Here is a 15,111-nt window from a genome sequence, read left to right on the forward strand (position 1 = left end):
GTGACCGACACCGAGATTCTTGAGCGCATCCGCGCGATCTTCAAAGAGAACTTTGCGATCGAGCCCGAACGCGTGACGCCCGAAGCACATCTGTTCGAGGAACTCGATCTCGACAGCATCGATGCCGTCGACCTCGCGATCAAGCTGCAGGAGATGACGGGCCGCCGGATCAAGCCGGAGGAGTTCAAGTCGGTGCGCACGGTCGGCGACGTGATCGTCGCTGTCGAGTCGCTGCTCGCGGCGCAGGGCTGATGCACGCGCAACGTTCGCGCGCACGCGACGCTTCGGACGAAGCGCAGATGAAAGCCTCGGCACAACGGCCGCACGACGACGCACGCGCGTCCGCAGTGAATCGGCCCGGCTGGGCAGGGCTCGCGCTCTCGATCGTCGCGAAGCTCGCGTATCCCGCTGTCATTCTGTGCGCGTGGTTCTGGGACACGCCGCGCTATGTCGGCTGTCTGCTGTTCGCGCTGTTGTGGCTGCAGCGTTGCGCGGGCACAGGCGTATTCGGTGCGTCGCTGCGCAGGCTCACGCGCGTCGACTGGAGTGTCGCGTTCATGCAGAGCATCGCATCGGCTGCCATCGTATGGACCAACAGCGAACTGTTGCTGCGCATCTATCCGTCGCTGGTGAATCTCGGTCTGCTGATCGCGTTCGGCGCGACGCTCGTGCGCGGCCCGACGATGATCGAAAAATTCGCGCGCATCGGCACGCCGGATTTGAGCGCGCCCGCGATTCGCTACACGCGCCGCGTGACGCAGATCTGGTGTGTGTTCTTCGTGCTCAACGGCGCGTTCTCGCTGTACACCGCGCTGTACTGGTCGCGCGAAGCGTGGTCGCTCTATAACGGCGCGATTGCGTATGCATTGATCGGCGTGCTGCTGGTGGGCGAAATCGCGTGGCGCTATCTGGTGATCCAGCCGCGCGCACGGCGTTCGGAGGCGGCATGATCGCGCTGCACGATTTGCTGTCGCGCGGCCATGACGATCGCGCGCCCGTCTGCCGCAATACATCTCGCGACGGCGAAGCCAACGCCACGATCGACTTCGCGTCGTTCCGCGCGCGCGTTGCCGCGATCGCCGCGCATTTGCGTGGCGCGCATGCGCGACGCTACGCGCTGTGCATCGACGATCCGTTCGACTTCGCGTGCGCGTTGTTCGCGCTCTTCGTATGCGGCAAAGAGCCCGTGGTTCCGGCGAACGCAACGCCCGGCTATCTCGCCGATCTTGCCGACGCCTACGATGCCGTGCTGACGGATGCCGACGTGCGCGCGCATGCCGACGCGCAAGCCGCCGCGCCCGTTGCATCGTTCGCAATCGATCCGGACGCGCCGCTCACGCTTTACACGTCGGGCAGCAGCGGCACGCCGAAGCCGATCCACAAGACGCTCGCGCAGTTCAACGCCGAAGTGCACACGCTCGAACGCGAGTGGGGCGCTCTCATCGGCGATGCGACGATGCTCGCGAGCGTGCCGCATCATCACATCTACGGTTTGCTGTTTCGCGTGATGTGGCCGCTCGCGGCGGGGCGCGCATTCGATCGCGCGATCTGTAACGAGCCGCAGCACGTGCAGTCGCGCATCGAGCGATGCGGCGCCGCTGTGGTCGTATCGTCGCCGGCGCAACTGTCGCGCTGGCCCGCGTTGCCGGGCTTCGCTGCGTTGACGCCTGCGCCGCGCGCATTCTTTTCGTCGGGCGGGCCGCTGTCCGCCGAAGCCGCCGCCGAATACACGGCGGCCTTCGGCAGCGCGCCGATCGAGATCTACGGCAGCACGGAAACGGGCGGCATCGCGTGGCGCCGGCAGAACGAGACGGCGGCGTGGCAGCCCGTCAACGGCGTCGAAGTGCGGCGCGGCGAAGACGGCGCGCTCGTCGTGCGCTCGCCGCATCTCGGTCACGCCGACTGGCATCGCACCGACGACGCGATCGCGTTCGACGACGACGGGCGCTTTCGTCTGCAAGGACGGCTCGACCGCGTGATCAAGCTCGACGGCAAGCGCGTGTCGCTGCCCGAAGTCGAGGCGCGTCTCGCGCTGCATCCGTATGTCGCGCAGGCTTGCGTGGTGCCGCTTGCGGGCGCGTCGCGCGAGCGTGTCGGCGCCGTCGTCGCGCTCAACGATGCGGGCAGCGACGCGCTGCGCAGCGAAGGTCGCGTCGCGCTCGCGAAGACGTTGCGCCGCCATCTCGCCGCGTATTTCGACGTGGTCGTGCTGCCGCGTCACTGGCGCTTTCGCATCGCGTTGCCGTTCGATGCGCGCGGCAAGCTGCCCGTCGCGGCCGTGGCCGCCGCATTCGACGCGCGCGCCGAAGGCTTCGAACTGCTGTCGGAAGCGCGCAGCGGCGACGATCTGCACTACGCGCTGCGCGTGCCGCCGACGCTCGTGCATTTCGAAGGCCACTTTCCCGGCTTGCCGATTCTGCCCGGCGTCGTGCAGCTCGACTGGGCGATCCGCCTCGCCGCCGAGCATGTGACGGGCGTGCGCGACATCCAATCCGTCGATCGCCTGAAGTTCACCGCGCCTGTGATGCCCGGTGCGATGCTCGATCTGAAGCTGTCGCACGATGCGGCGCGGCGGCGCGTGCAGTTCGCGTTTCGGCTCGACGGGCGCGACTGCGCGTCGGGCGTCATCGTGTATCGGGAGCGCGTATGAGCGAGATTGCCTTCGCCGCGTGCATCGTCATTCCGATCTACAACCACAAGGACGCGATCGGCGGCACGGTCGAGCGTCTGATCGCGCATGGCCTGCCCATCTTCGTCGTCGACGATGGCAGCGATGAAGCGACGCAAGCCGTGCTCGCGAAGCTGGCCTGCCAGTATCGCCATCACATGACGCTGCTGCGCCTGCCTGTCAACGGCGGCAAGGGCGCGGCCGTGATGGCGGGACTGCGCGCGGCGAAGCGCGCCTGCTACACGCACGCATTGCAGATCGACGCCGACGGCCAGCACGACGCGAATGACGTGCCGCTTTTCATCGCCGCCGCGCGCGCCGAGCCGGGCGCCGTGATTCTCGGCCGCCCTGTCTACGACGAGAGCGTGCCGAAGGCGCGTCTCTATGGCCGCTATCTGACGCACGTGTGGGTGTGGATCGAGACGCTGTCGTTCACGATCCGCGATTCGATGTGCGGCTTTCGCCTCTATCCGCTCGATGCCGCGTGCGCGTTGATCGACAGCGTCGATCTGCCGACGCGCATGGACTTCGACATCGAGATTCTCGTGCGTTTGTACTGGCGGCGTCTCGCGTTCCGCGCGATTCCGACTCGCGTCACGTATGCGACGGACGGCGTCTCGCACTTCGACGTGCTGTGGGACAACGTGCGCATCAGCGCGAGCCATACGCGGCTCGTGTGCGGGATGCTGCTGCGTTTGCCCTTGTTGCTCGCGCACAAGTTCATGCCGCACAAATCGGCCGTTGTCGTGAGCGGCGACGACGCGAAGTGGTGGCGCATCGCCGAACGCGGCAGCCGCGTCGGCATGACGCTGCTCGCGCTCAGTTGCAAGCTGTTCGGCATGCGCTTCACCGCGCTGTGGCTGCATCCCGTCGTCGCGTATTTTCTGCTGACAGGCCGCGCCGCGCGCGACGCATCGCGAAACTACTTCGCGCATCTCGCCCATTCGACGCAAGGCGAGCGCACGCCGCGCCCCGGCTGGGGTTCCGCCTACCGGCACATGCTCGCGTTCGCGCAGTCGGGGCTCGACAAGCTCGCCGCGTGGTCGGGGCGCATCGGCTCGAACGATGTCGTATTCGACGATGCGTCCGCGTTCGAAGCGCTCGTCGCGAGCGGGCGCGGCGCGCTCGTGATCGGCGCGCATCTGGGCAACCTCGAAATGACGCGCGCGCTCGCGTGGAGCGGCGGCCATGCGAAGGTCACGGCCATCGTCTACACCGAGCACGCGAAGCGCTTCAACAGCGTGCTGTCGACGGCGAACAGCGAGTTCGCGAAGCGCCTCGTGCAGGTGAGCGACTTCGGGCCCGAGACGTCGATGATGATGCAGGAGCGCATCGATGCGGGCGAACTGCTCGTGATCGTCGGCGACCGCGTGCCCGCGCGCGAATCGGGCCGCACGACCGACGCGCAGTTTCTCGGCGCAACGGCGCCGTTCGCGCAAGGGCCGTATGTGCTCGCTCATGCGCTTGGCTGCCCGGTGTATCTGTTCTTCTGCCTGAAAGAGCGCGATGAACGAAACCGCGAGCGCTATCGACTGTATTTCGAGCCGTTCGCCGAGCGCATCGACCTGCCGCGCCGCGAACGCGCGCAGCACATCGCGGCATGGGCGCAGCGCTACGCGTCGCGGCTCGAACACTATTGCCGCAAGGCGCCTTATCAATGGTTCAACTTCTTCGATTTCTGGGCGCGTCCCCGAAACGCGATAACGGGTGGCATCCCGCAAGGAGACGCGAATGTCAGAACATGATCTGATCGACGAAGCGCACGCCAATGCCGTGCATGCAGCAACGCCGCGCGCGGTGGTGATCGGCGGACGCATGCTGTCGATCGAAGAGGTCGTCGCGATTGCGAAAGGGCGCGCGCGCGTCGCGCTGAGCGGCGATCCCGCGTGGCGCTCGCGCATCGAGCGCGGCGCGGATTTTCTGCGCCGACATCTGGCGGCGGGCGAAACGGTGTATGGCGTGAACACGGGCTATGGCGACGCGTGCATCGTCGACGTGCCGATGGAACTCGTCGAATCGCTGCCGCTGCAACTGACGCGCTATCACGGCTGCGGCATGGGCGCGTATCTCGACGACGCGCAGACGCTCGCCGTGATCGCCGCGCGTCTGAACTCGCTGGCGTATGGCTTTTCCGGCGTGCGTCCCGTGCTGCTCGAACGGCTCGCCGATCTGATCAATCATCGCGTGCTGCCGCGCATTCCGGCCGAAGGGTCGGTGGGCGCGAGCGGCGATCTCACGCCGCTTTCGTATGTGGCCGCGGCGCTCGTCGGCGAACGCGACGTGATGTTCGACGGCGCGCTGCGCGATGCGGCGGGCGTATGGGCGCAACTCGGCCGCGCGCCCCTCACGCTCGCGCCGAAGGAAGGTCTCGCGCTGATGAACGGCACGGCCGTGATGACGGGGCTCGCGTGTCTCGCATTCGCGCGCGCCGGGCATCTCGCGCGTCTTGCCGCGCGCCTGACGGCTCTCGCGACGGTCGGGCTCGACGGCCGCGCCGCGCACTTCGACGCGCTGATCTTCGAAGCGAAGCCTCACGCGGGCCAGGCCGATGCGGCCGCATGGATACGCGCGGATCTCGCGGGCCGCGACGATACGCCGGGCCATCGCTTGCAGGACCGCTACTCGATCCGCTGCGCGCCGCATGTGATCGGCGTCGCCGTCGATGCGCTGTCGTGGGTGCGGCGCGACGTCGAGAACGAACTCAATAGCGCCAACGACAATCCGCTGATCGATCCCGATGGCGAGCGCGTGCTGCACGGCGGCAACTTCTACGGCGGCCACATCGCGTTCGCGATGGACGCGCTGAAAACAGCCGTCGCGAATCTCGCCGACCTGATGGACCGGCAGCTTGCGTTGCTCGTCGACGACAAGTTCAACAACGGCTTGCCGCGCAACCTGTCGGGCGCCACGACGGCACGCGCGCCGATCAATCACGGCTTCAAAGCGGTGCAGATTTCGTCGTCGGCGTGGACGGCGGAGGCGCTCAAGCACACGATGCCCGCAAGCGTGTTCTCGCGTTCGACGGAAGCGCACAACCAGGACAAGGTCAGCATGGGCACGATCGCCGCGCGCGACTGCCTGCGCGTGCTCGAACTGACCGAGCAGGTCGCCGCCGCGCATACGCTCGCGACGGTGCAGGCGCTCGAACTGCGCATGCGCATCGACGGCGCGACGCCCGTGCCTGCGCCGCTGCGCGCGTTCGCTGCGAATGTCGCGGCGCTGTCGCCGTTCGTCGGCGAAGACCGCGCGCTCGAAAGCGATCTGCGCGCGCTGACGGCGCGCATCGCCGATTGCGCGCTCATCGAAAGCGGAGGCGCGTGATGGACGAGCGTCTTCAAGGCAAGACACTGACGGCAAGTGCGATCGTCGAAGTGCCGTTTCATGATGTCGATGCGATGAACGTCTGCTGGCATGGTCATTATCTGAAGTACTTCGAGATCGGCCGCGCCGCGTTGTTGCGCGCATTCGACTACGACTATCGCGAGATGCAGGCGTCGGGCTATCTGTGGCCGATCGTCGAGGCGCATCTGAAGTACGTGCGGCCCGCGACCTACGGCCAGCGGCTCGACGTGCGCACGGAACTGCTCGAATTCGAAAACCGCCTGAAAATAGGCTATGAAATCGTCGATTGCGCGACGGGCGCGCGGGTGACGAAGGGCCACACGATCCAGGTGGCCGTCGATGCAGCCACGCAGGAATTGCAGTTCGTCTCGCCGTCCGTCGTGTTCGAGAAGCTGGAGCGCGCATGGGCACGCTGACACTTCGCGCCGCGCTGATGGCTGCATCGCTTGCCGCGAGCTTGGTCACGCTGACGACCGCACACGCCGCAGCGCAGCCGCAACCTCAAGCGCAAAACGCCAACGCAGCACTCGTCTCGCAGATCGCCGCGCATCTCGCGCAAACGAAGGGCGTGCGCGCGCAGTTCACGCAGACGCAGACGCTCTCCGCGATGAAGCAGCCGCTCGTCAGCACGGGCTCGCTCGTGTTCTTTCGCGAGCGCGGCGTGATCTGGCGCATCGACACGCCGTACAAGGCGACGTACGTGATCGGCGACGCGGGCGTGAGCGAAGTCGATGCAAACGGCAAGCGCATCAACACGAAGAGCGCGCAAGGCGTGCGTGGCGTCGCGCAGGTGTCGAAGATGATGCGCGCGATGCTCGGCGGCGATCTGTCCGCGCTGTACTCGCAGTTCGACGTCGATGCGCAAGGCACGGCGTCGCAATGGAAGCTCGATCTGAAGCCGAACCAGCCGCAGCTCGCGCAATCGATCAAGGGCTTGCAGATGACGGGCGGCGAATTCCTGCAAACGCTGCGCATCGCGCTCGCGAACGGCGACGTCACGCAGATCGAGTTCGCGAAGAGCGAAGCCGTCAGCGAACTGGCGCCCGGCGAACGCACGCTGCTCGGAGCGCAATGATGCTGCTCGCGCGACAGTGGACGAAGACGCAGTTGTGGGGCATCCGGGCCGCATGGCTCGTGCTCGCGCTCGCCGCCTCGCTTTATTGCGTCCATCGCTTCATGGGGCCGTCGCCGCTGGAGACGAACCTGCTCGCGCTGCTGCCCGCGACGGAAGCCGATCCTGTCGCCGAAAAAGCCGTCGATACGCTCGCCAATGCGCTCGGCGATCGCACGGTATTTCTCGTCACGAGCCAGGACGCCGAGCACGCGAAAGCGGCCGCGAAAGAGTTCGGCGCGGCGCTGCAAAAGAGCGGCGCGTTCGGCTCGGTGACGGCGGAGCTGCCGCCGTTCGACATGTCGCAGATCGGTGCGCTGTACATGCCGTATCGCTTCGGCCTGCTGACGCGCGACGACCGCGATGCGCTCGCGAGCAACGCGATGCCGCTGCACGACGCGCTGATGCAGCGCATCTACAACCCGGTGCGTGGCCCGCTCGCAACGCAACTCGCCGACGATCCGTTCGGCTGGCTCGAACACTGGCTGTCGGGCCTGCCGCTCGCGACATCGAATCTCGATCTCGAAGACAACATGCTCGTCGCGCATCGCGGCGACAGGACGAGCGTGCTCGTCGTCACGACGCTGCCGGGCTCGGCATACGAAACGCAAACGCAGCGCGCGGTGCTGTCGGCCGTCGCACAAGCCGAGGCGTCGTTGAAGGCGAGCTATCCCGATGCGAGCGTCGCGCGCACGGGCGCCGTGTTCTACGCGGAGGCAGCGCGCGCCGCGTCGGAGCGCGAAGTGCATCTGATCGGCGTCGCGTCCGCGTGCGGCATCGCGTTGCTGATGTTGTGGGTGTTCCGCTCGCCGCGTCTGCTGCTGCTCGGCTTCGTGTCGACGGCGCTCGGCATCGTGTGCGCGCTCACTGCGACGATGCTCGTGTTCGGCAAGCTGCATCTGCTGACGCTCGTGTTCGGCGCGAGCCTGATCGGCGAGGCCGTCGATTATTCGATTCAATACTTCGTCGTCTATCTCGGCGCGAGGCCAGGAGACGGAGGCTGGAATGCGCGGCGAGGCGCGCGTTCGGTGCGGCCCGCGTTGAGCGTCGCGCTTGCGACGAGTCTGCTCGGCTACGCGATCCTTGCGTGGGTGCCGTTCCCGGCGCTCAAGCAGATCGCGTGCTTCGCGATCGCCGGCATCTGCACCGCATTCGCGTCCGTGCTGTGGCTGCTGCCCGTGCTGCTCGTCAAGGGGCCGAAGCGCGCGCAACGGCGTCTCTTCGTGCGTGCGGCCGCGCTGCTCGCGCGCTGGCATGCGGCGATCGGCGGGCGGCGCGCGTGGATCGTCGCGGGCGTGCTCGTGCTCGCCGCGATTCCTGGCTGGCTGCGCCTGACGAGCGACGACGACATTCATCTGCTGATCCAGCGCGATGCGTCGCTGGTGGCGCAGGAAGATCAGGTGCGCAATGCGATCGGCGTCGACAACACAGCGCAGTTCTTCGTCGTGCGCGGTCCGTCGCAGGAAGTGGTTTTGCAGCGCGCGGAAGCGCTCGGCGCGAAGCTCGATGCATTGAGCGGCGCGCAGACGGTGGACGGCTGGCAATCGGTCACGCAGTTCGTGCCGTCGGCGCAACGCCAGGCCGATGCACATGCCGTGCTCGCGCAGCATGTGTTCGCCGATCCGGCCGAATTGCGTTCGATGCTGCTGCAAGCGGGCTTTCGCGATGAAGTCGCCGATGCGTGGCTCACCTCTTATGCGAAGTCGAACGCCGCGCCGCTGACGGTCGAACAGTGGCTCTCGGCGCAATGGTCGCAGCCGTATCGTCACTTGTGGCTGGGCGCGGTGGATGCTCGCGGTCAACGCGGCTATGCGGCCATCGTGATTCCGCAGCGCGTGACGCCCGACAACGTTCGGACGTTGACGAACACCGCGCGTTCCGTCGAAGGCGTCGTGTTCGTCGACAAGGCCGCGAGCGTGTCGAAGCTCTTCGGCGCGTATCGCGTCGATAGCGGCATCTGGCTCGCGCTCGCGCTGCTGTTCGTGCTGGTGCTGCTGATGGTGCGCTACAAGCCGCGCGGCGGCATCGCGACCACGCTGCCCGTGCTGCTCGCGATCGGCGTGACGCTGGCCGCGTTCGGCTACGCGCGCGTGCCGCTCAATCTGTTCAACTGTCTCGCGCTGATGCTGGTGCTCGGCGTCGGCGCAAACTATGCGGTGTTTCTGCGCGAAGGCTGCCTGCGCGACGACGCCGATCTCGGCGCCGTGTGGACGGGTGTGCTGCTGTCGGCGGCGACGACGCTGCTGTCGTTCGGCATGCTCGGCATGAGCGAGATGCCCGCATTGAAGAGTTTCGGCGCCACGCTGGCGCTCGGCATTCTCGTATCGGTGCTGCTTGCGCCGATCGGGATGCCGCATCAGGAAAGATCCGCAACGAGGAGAGCCGCATGACGCTGCCATCTGTTTATCTGCACGCGCTCGGCATGGTCAATGCGCTCGGTGGCGACGTCGATTCGATCGTGCCCGCGCTCGCGGCGGCGCAATCGCCGGGCATGGGGCTGATGCATACGGGCATCGGCGATGCGTTCGTCGGCCGCGTGTCGACGCCGCTCGACATCGCGCCGCCCGAACGGTTGACGCGCTTCGACTGCCGCAACAACCGCATGCTGCTCGCGGCGCTCGCGCAGATTCGCCCGGCGATCGACGCCGCGCGCGAGCGCTACGGCTCGCATCGCATCGGCGTCGTGCTCGGCACGAGCACGTCGGGCATCGACGCGGCGGAAGTCGCGTTCGTTCATCAGGCGCAAGCGGGGCAACTCCCCGACAACTTCAACTACCGGCAGATGGAGATCGGCACGGCCGCGCCGTTCGCGGCCGCCGCGCTCGACGTGCAGGGCCCCGCGTTCACGATTTCGACGGCGTGCACGTCGAGCGCCAAGGCGTTCGTGTCGGCTCGCCGCCTGTTGCAACTGGGCCTGTGCGACGCGATGATCGTCGGCGGCGTGGATACGCTGTGCGAGCTGACGGTGCAGGGCTTCGCGTCGCTCGAATCGACGAGCATCACGCGCACCAATCCGATGAGCCGCAATCGCAACGGCATCAACGTCGGCGAAGGCGCAGCCGTGTTTCTGATGACGCGCGACGAAGGCGAAGTGCGCCTCGCGGGCGCGGGCGAATCGAGCGACGCGCATCACGTGTCCGCGCCGGACCCGCATGGCGTCGGCGGCGAGCTTGCGTTGCGCGACGCGCTGAAGAACGCAGGCATCGAAGCATCGGCGATTGCGTATGTGAATCTGCACGCAACGGCCACGCGCAAGAACGACGACATGGAAGCGCATCTGATGGCGCGCGTGTTCGCGAACGGCGTGCCCGCGAGCGGCACGAAACCGTCCACGGGGCACCAGCTCGGCGCGGCGGGCGCGACGGAACTCGGCTTCGCGTGGCTCACGCTCGCGCGCGACGGCGTCGCGATGCCGCGTCATCAATGGGACGGCGAAGCAGACCCCGCGTTGCCCGCGCTCGATCTCGTGCAGGATGAGCGGCATGTGCCGCGCACGGGCGGCACGCAGTACGTGATGAGCAATTCGTTCGCGTTCGGCGGCAGCAACGTCAGCCTGATACTGGCGCGCTGAGCCGCATCGAATGTCACGCAGCAAAAACATAACGACATGACGGCCACACCCGAGACCAATGAAATTTTTCCGCCGATCGACATGATCCTGCCGCATCGCGGCACGATGCTGCTGATCGACCGCGTGAGCGCATGCAGCGATGCTGCGCTGACGGCCCATGCGGCCGCGCGCGGCGATGCATGGTACGCGGACGGAAACGGCGCGATGCCCGCGTGGATCGGCATCGAGCTGATGGCGCAAGCGGTGGCCGCGCACATCGCGCTGCTCGCGATGCGTGCGGGCGGCCATGCGCGTCCGGGCGTGCTGCTCGGCACGCGCAGCTACAAGGCACACATGAGCGCGTTCGCGCGCGACGCGCAGCTAACGATCGGCGCGCATGAAGTGCTGCGCAGCGAAGTGGGGCACAGCGCATACGAATGCACGATCGATCACGACGGCGCGCGCTGTGCGGAGGCCGTCATCAAGGTCTTTCAACCGGGCGATTTTCAGACGTTCATCGAAGGGAGTCTCAGTACATGAGCCGGCGAGTTCTCGTAACGGGCGCGAGCCGCGGCATCGGCCGCGCGATTGCGTATCAACTGGCCGCCGACGGCTTCGCCGTCTCCGTGCATTGCCGCACGGGCCGCAGCGAAGCGGAAGCCGTCACGGCGGGCATCGCGGCGCAAGGCGGCTCGGCGCGCGTGCTGCAGTTCGACGTGCGCGAGCGTGCCGCGTGCCGTGAAGTGCTCGAAGCGGATGTGGCCGCGCACGGTCCGTATTACGGCATCGTGTGCAGCGCGGGCGTGACGCGCGACGCCGCGTTTCCCGCGCTCACCGACGAAGACTGGGACGTCGTGATCGAAACGGGACTCGACGCGTTCTACAACGTGATCCATCCGCTGACGATGCCGATGGTCCGCGCGAAGAAGGGCGGCCGCATCGTGACGATCGCGTCGGTGTCGGGCGTGATCGGCAATCGCGGCCAGGTGAACTACAGCGCGGCGAAAGCGGGGCTGATCGGCGCAACGAAGGCGCTCGCCGTCGAACTCGCGTCGCGAAGCATCACGGTCAACTGCGTGGCGCCCGGGCTGATCGAAACGGGCATGCTCGACGACGCGCCGCTCGAACACGCGTTGAAGGCCGTGCCGATGAACCGTGTCGGTCAACCGGCTGAAGTCGCGTCGGTGGTCAGCTTCCTGATGTCGGATGCGGCCTCGTATGTGACGCGCCAGGTGATCGGCGTCAATGGCGGGATGATCTGATGAAGCGAGTCGTCGTTACGGGCATGGGCGGCGTCACGGCGCTCGGCAGCCGCTGGGACGAGATCGAAGCGGCGTTGAAAGCGGGCCGCAATGCCGTGCGTCGCATGCCGGAGTGGGACTACTTCGAGTCGCTGCATACGCGCCTCGCGTGTCCGTTGCCCGCGTTCGAGCAACCCGCGCAATGGCCGCGCAAGAAGACGCGCTCGATGGGCGCGGTGTCGATGTACGCGGTGCGCGCGAGCGAACTGGCGCTCGCCGACGCGGGCCTCGCTGACGATGCGTCGATCAGGGACGGCCGCATGGGCGTCGCCTATGGCTCGTCGTCGGGTTCCGTCGCGCCGATACGCGCGTTCGGCGCGATGCTCGAAACGGGCGCGATGACCAACGTCACGTCGAACAGCTACGTGCAGATGATGCCGCACACGACGGCCGTCAACGTGAGCCTCTTCTGGGACCTGAAAGGCCGCATTGTGCCGACGTCGTCGGCGTGCGCATCGGGCAGCCAGGCGATCGGCTACGCGTATGAAACCATCGCGACGGGCAAGCAGGCGCTGATGCTCGCGGGCGGCGCGGAAGAGCTGTCGGGGCCCGCCGTCGCCGTGTTCGACACGCTCTATGCGACCAGCACGCGCAACGACGAGCCGCATCTGACGCCGCGCCCGTTCGATGCGAAGCGCGACGGTCTCGTGGTCGGCGAGGGCGCGGCGACGCTCGTGCTCGAAGAGTACGAGCACGCGAAAGCGCGCGGCGCGACGATTTACGCGGAGATCGTCGGCTTCGGCTGCAATTCGGACGGCGCGCACATGACGCAGCCGACGGCGAACACGATGGCGCGCGCGATGCAGCTTGCGCTCGAAGACGCGAAGCTCGATGCGCAGGCCATCGCGTATGTGAACGCGCACGGCACATCGACGGATCGCGGCGACATTGCCGAGAGCGAGGCCACCGCGCAGACCTTCGGCGATCGCATGCCGATCTCATCGCTGAAGAGCTACGTCGGCCATACGCTCGGCGCGTGCGGCGCGCTCGAAGCGTGGTGGACGATCGAGATGATGAAGCGCAACTGGTATGCGCCGACGTTGAATCTCACCGACGTCGATCCCGCCTGCGCGCCGCTCGATTACATCCGCGGCGAGGGTCGCAGTATCGACGCCGAATACGTGATGAGCAACAACTTCGCGTTTGGCGGCATCAATACGTCGCTGATTTTCAGGCGCGTTCGATGAGCGGTCAGCGACGCTTGCAGCGTGTCGTCGTGACGGGCATGGGCATCGTGTCCTGTCTCGGCAATACGCTCGACGAAGTGAGCGCCGCGCTGCGCGAAGGGCGCAGCGGCGTCACGCATGTCGATGCGTGGCGAGCGCGCGGCTTCGGCTCGCAGGTCGCGGGCGTTGCGTCGGTGGCGGGCGAGCCGCCGTTCGAGCGCAAGCTCGAGCGATTCATGGGCGATACCGCGCGCTTTGCGTGTCACGCGGCGCGCAAGGCCATCGACGACGCCCGTCTCGATCCCGTTGCGCTGCGCTCGGCCGATGTCGGAGCTGTGATCGGCTCGGGCGTCGGCACGATGTCCGCGTATGACGAAGCGGTGGCCGTCGCGAATGCGCGCGGTATCGACAGGACGCCGCCGTACACGGTGCCGCAGGCGATGAGCAGCACGGCGTCGGCGAATGTCGCGCAGGTGTTCGGCATCGAAGGCGTCACGTATTCGCCGTCGTCGGCCTGCACGACATCGACGCTCGCAATCGGCCAGGCGATGCAGCTGATCCAGACGGGCCGTCAACAGATCGTGCTCGCGGGCGGCAGCGAATGCCTGCACGACAACGTGACGCTGATGTTCGACGCGATGCACGCGCTGTCGCGCCGCTTCAACGACGCGCCCGCACGCGCGTCCCGCCCATACGACACGGCGCGCGACGGCTTCGTGATCGCTTCGGGCGGCGGCGTGCTGGTGCTCGAAGCGCTCGATCATGCGCTCGCGCGCGGCGCGCGCATCTACGCGGAACTCGCAGGCTTCGGCCACGCCACGGATGGCGCGGGCATGGTGACGCCGCACGCGCCGGGCATCGCGCGCGCGATCGAGGCCGCGCTCGACGAAGCGGGCACGCGCCCCGACTACGTGAACACGCACGCGCCGTCGACGCCGCTCGGCGATCTCGAAGAACTGCGCGCATTGCAAACGGTATTCGGCTCGGACGTGCCGCCGTTTTCGTCGACGAAAGGCCTCACGGGGCATCCGCTTGGCGCATGTGGCGCGCACGAAGCGATCTATACGCTGCTGATGATGCGCGACGGTTTCATCGCGGGCACGCCGGGCATCGAGCACGTCGAGCCGCTGGCTCGGGCGCTGCCGCTCGTGCAGGCGACGCGCGACGCGCGCATTGACACGGCGATGTCGGTGTCGTTCGGTTTCGGCGGCAGTTGCGCGAGTTTGATGTTCGCGAGGATCTGACCGCCGCCTGTCGGGACTCAACGCGGGAGAATTCCCGGAACGAATCACAGGCACAGGCACACGCGTGCAGTACGCACGATACAAACAACGAAAAAAGGAAGTCGAACAATGAATGACGCTGGGGCTGGTGGCGGCCGTTCTGCTGACGCAGGCAGGCTGCTCGACGAAGATCAGATCGCTGCCGATGCCAGCCGCGTTGCAGACGCAGAACGCGCAAGACGTCGCGCTGTATTTCGGCGACGACGCGCATGCGCCCGTCAAGCAGACGTTCGGCAACAAGGAGTTTGCGGTGCGTGTAAAACGCCAGCCGGAAAACAGCAAGGAGGCAACCTGCAATCTCGCGCTGACGAAGGCGCTTCAGCAACTGCGCGACTATGCGCGCGAGCATCACGCGAATGCCGTCATCAACGTGAAGACGCGCTTTCAAAGCACGATCACGGCATCCGCGACGGAGTTCACTTGCGGCGCGAGCCTGAATGGATCGACGCTTGCCGTGCGCGGCGATATCGTGACGCTCGAAACGAACTGAATGCGCTGCGCGGAAGCGCAACGGCGTTCATCCTTGGAGCAGGCGCGACGATGCTGACGCGTGAGGACGGCCGCCGGGCATTGCCGATGCCTCGGCGCCACACGATACGATCAAGCCGTCTTGACGGCCGCGACGTTGACGAGCGTTTCGCGCCGCTTGCCGGGCTTCGGCGTATAGATGCGCAGACGACGAAGGGCACG

Annotated in this window: 14 protein-coding genes and 1 pseudogene; 14 read left to right on the forward strand and 1 reads right to left on the reverse strand. The window is 66.9% G+C overall.

Annotated features, from left to right (window positions below):
- The 14 genes from VSR68_RS01800 to VSR68_RS01865 all read left to right on the forward strand — a co-directional run bounded on the left by VSR68_RS01800 (window position 1) and on the right by VSR68_RS01865 (window position 14,911).
- Entirely contained in the window at window positions 1–252 is a 252-nt protein-coding gene (locus VSR68_RS01800; protein WP_028369852.1) for an acyl carrier protein, read from the forward strand.
- On the forward strand, window positions 252–950 hold the full coding sequence (locus VSR68_RS01805) for a hypothetical protein (protein ID WP_342938156.1): 699 nt from the start codon (window positions 252–254) through the stop codon (window positions 948–950). Before VSR68_RS01800 ends, VSR68_RS01805 begins: the two co-directional genes overlap by 1 nt.
- Window positions 947–2,650, forward strand: coding sequence for an AMP-binding protein (locus VSR68_RS01810; RefSeq protein ID WP_342938157.1), 1,704 nt, complete (start codon window positions 947–949; stop codon window positions 2,648–2,650). Before VSR68_RS01805 ends, VSR68_RS01810 begins: the two co-directional genes overlap by 4 nt.
- Complete coding sequence (locus VSR68_RS01815) at window positions 2,647–4,413, forward strand: glycosyltransferase family 2 protein (protein WP_342938158.1); 1,767 nt, start codon at window positions 2,647–2,649, stop codon at window positions 4,411–4,413. Before VSR68_RS01810 ends, VSR68_RS01815 begins: the two co-directional genes overlap by 4 nt.
- Window positions 4,400–5,989, forward strand: a complete 1,590-nt coding sequence (locus VSR68_RS01820; protein WP_342938159.1) for an aromatic amino acid ammonia-lyase — start codon at window positions 4,400–4,402, stop codon at window positions 5,987–5,989. The genes VSR68_RS01815 and VSR68_RS01820 overlap by 14 nt, the downstream gene beginning before the upstream one ends.
- Window positions 5,989–6,426 (forward strand): thioesterase family protein, encoded by a 438-nt coding sequence (locus VSR68_RS01825; RefSeq protein ID WP_342938160.1) that lies wholly within the window; start codon window positions 5,989–5,991, stop codon window positions 6,424–6,426. The genes VSR68_RS01820 and VSR68_RS01825 overlap by 1 nt, the downstream gene beginning before the upstream one ends.
- Window positions 6,414–7,085: an outer membrane lipoprotein carrier protein LolA gene (locus VSR68_RS01830; RefSeq protein ID WP_342938161.1), complete on the forward strand. Its 672-nt coding sequence runs from the start codon at window positions 6,414–6,416 to the stop codon at window positions 7,083–7,085. Before VSR68_RS01825 ends, VSR68_RS01830 begins: the two co-directional genes overlap by 13 nt.
- Window positions 7,085–9,511: an MMPL family transporter gene (locus tag VSR68_RS01835; RefSeq protein WP_342938425.1), complete on the forward strand. Its 2,427-nt coding sequence runs from the start codon at window positions 7,085–7,087 to the stop codon at window positions 9,509–9,511. Before VSR68_RS01830 ends, VSR68_RS01835 begins: the two co-directional genes overlap by 1 nt.
- Window positions 9,508–10,692 (forward strand): beta-ketoacyl-[acyl-carrier-protein] synthase family protein, encoded by a 1,185-nt coding sequence (locus VSR68_RS01840; protein ID WP_342938162.1) that lies wholly within the window; start codon window positions 9,508–9,510, stop codon window positions 10,690–10,692. Before VSR68_RS01835 ends, VSR68_RS01840 begins: the two co-directional genes overlap by 4 nt.
- Before the next feature lie 36 nt (window positions 10,693–10,728).
- Window positions 10,729–11,211, forward strand: a complete 483-nt coding sequence (locus VSR68_RS01845) for a beta-hydroxyacyl-ACP dehydratase (protein WP_342938163.1) — start codon at window positions 10,729–10,731, stop codon at window positions 11,209–11,211.
- On the forward strand, window positions 11,208–11,933 hold the full coding sequence (locus VSR68_RS01850; protein ID WP_342938164.1) for a 3-ketoacyl-ACP reductase FabG2: 726 nt from the start codon (window positions 11,208–11,210) through the stop codon (window positions 11,931–11,933). The genes VSR68_RS01845 and VSR68_RS01850 overlap by 4 nt, the downstream gene beginning before the upstream one ends.
- Entirely contained in the window at window positions 11,933–13,159 is a 1,227-nt protein-coding gene (locus tag VSR68_RS01855; protein WP_342938165.1) for a beta-ketoacyl-ACP synthase, read from the forward strand. The genes VSR68_RS01850 and VSR68_RS01855 overlap by 1 nt, the downstream gene beginning before the upstream one ends.
- Window positions 13,156–14,382 (forward strand): beta-ketoacyl-[acyl-carrier-protein] synthase family protein, encoded by a 1,227-nt coding sequence (locus VSR68_RS01860; RefSeq protein ID WP_342938166.1) that lies wholly within the window; start codon window positions 13,156–13,158, stop codon window positions 14,380–14,382. Before VSR68_RS01855 ends, VSR68_RS01860 begins: the two co-directional genes overlap by 4 nt.
- 112 nt (window positions 14,383–14,494) lie before the next feature.
- On the forward strand, window positions 14,495–14,911 hold the full coding sequence (locus VSR68_RS01865) for a hypothetical protein (protein ID WP_342938167.1): 417 nt from the start codon (window positions 14,495–14,497) through the stop codon (window positions 14,909–14,911).
- Window positions 14,912–15,021: 110 nt separating this feature from the next.
- Here VSR68_RS01865 and VSR68_RS01870 read toward each other — a convergent pair.
- A pseudogene (locus tag VSR68_RS01870) lies at window positions 15,022–15,105 on the reverse strand (SAM-dependent methyltransferase); the annotation flags it as partial.
- Window positions 15,106–15,111 lie beyond the last annotated feature (6 nt).

The sequence above is a fragment of the Paraburkholderia phymatum genome (assembly GCF_038900715.1).
GTDB classification, from domain to species: domain Bacteria; phylum Pseudomonadota; class Gammaproteobacteria; order Burkholderiales; family Burkholderiaceae; genus Paraburkholderia; species Paraburkholderia phymatum_A.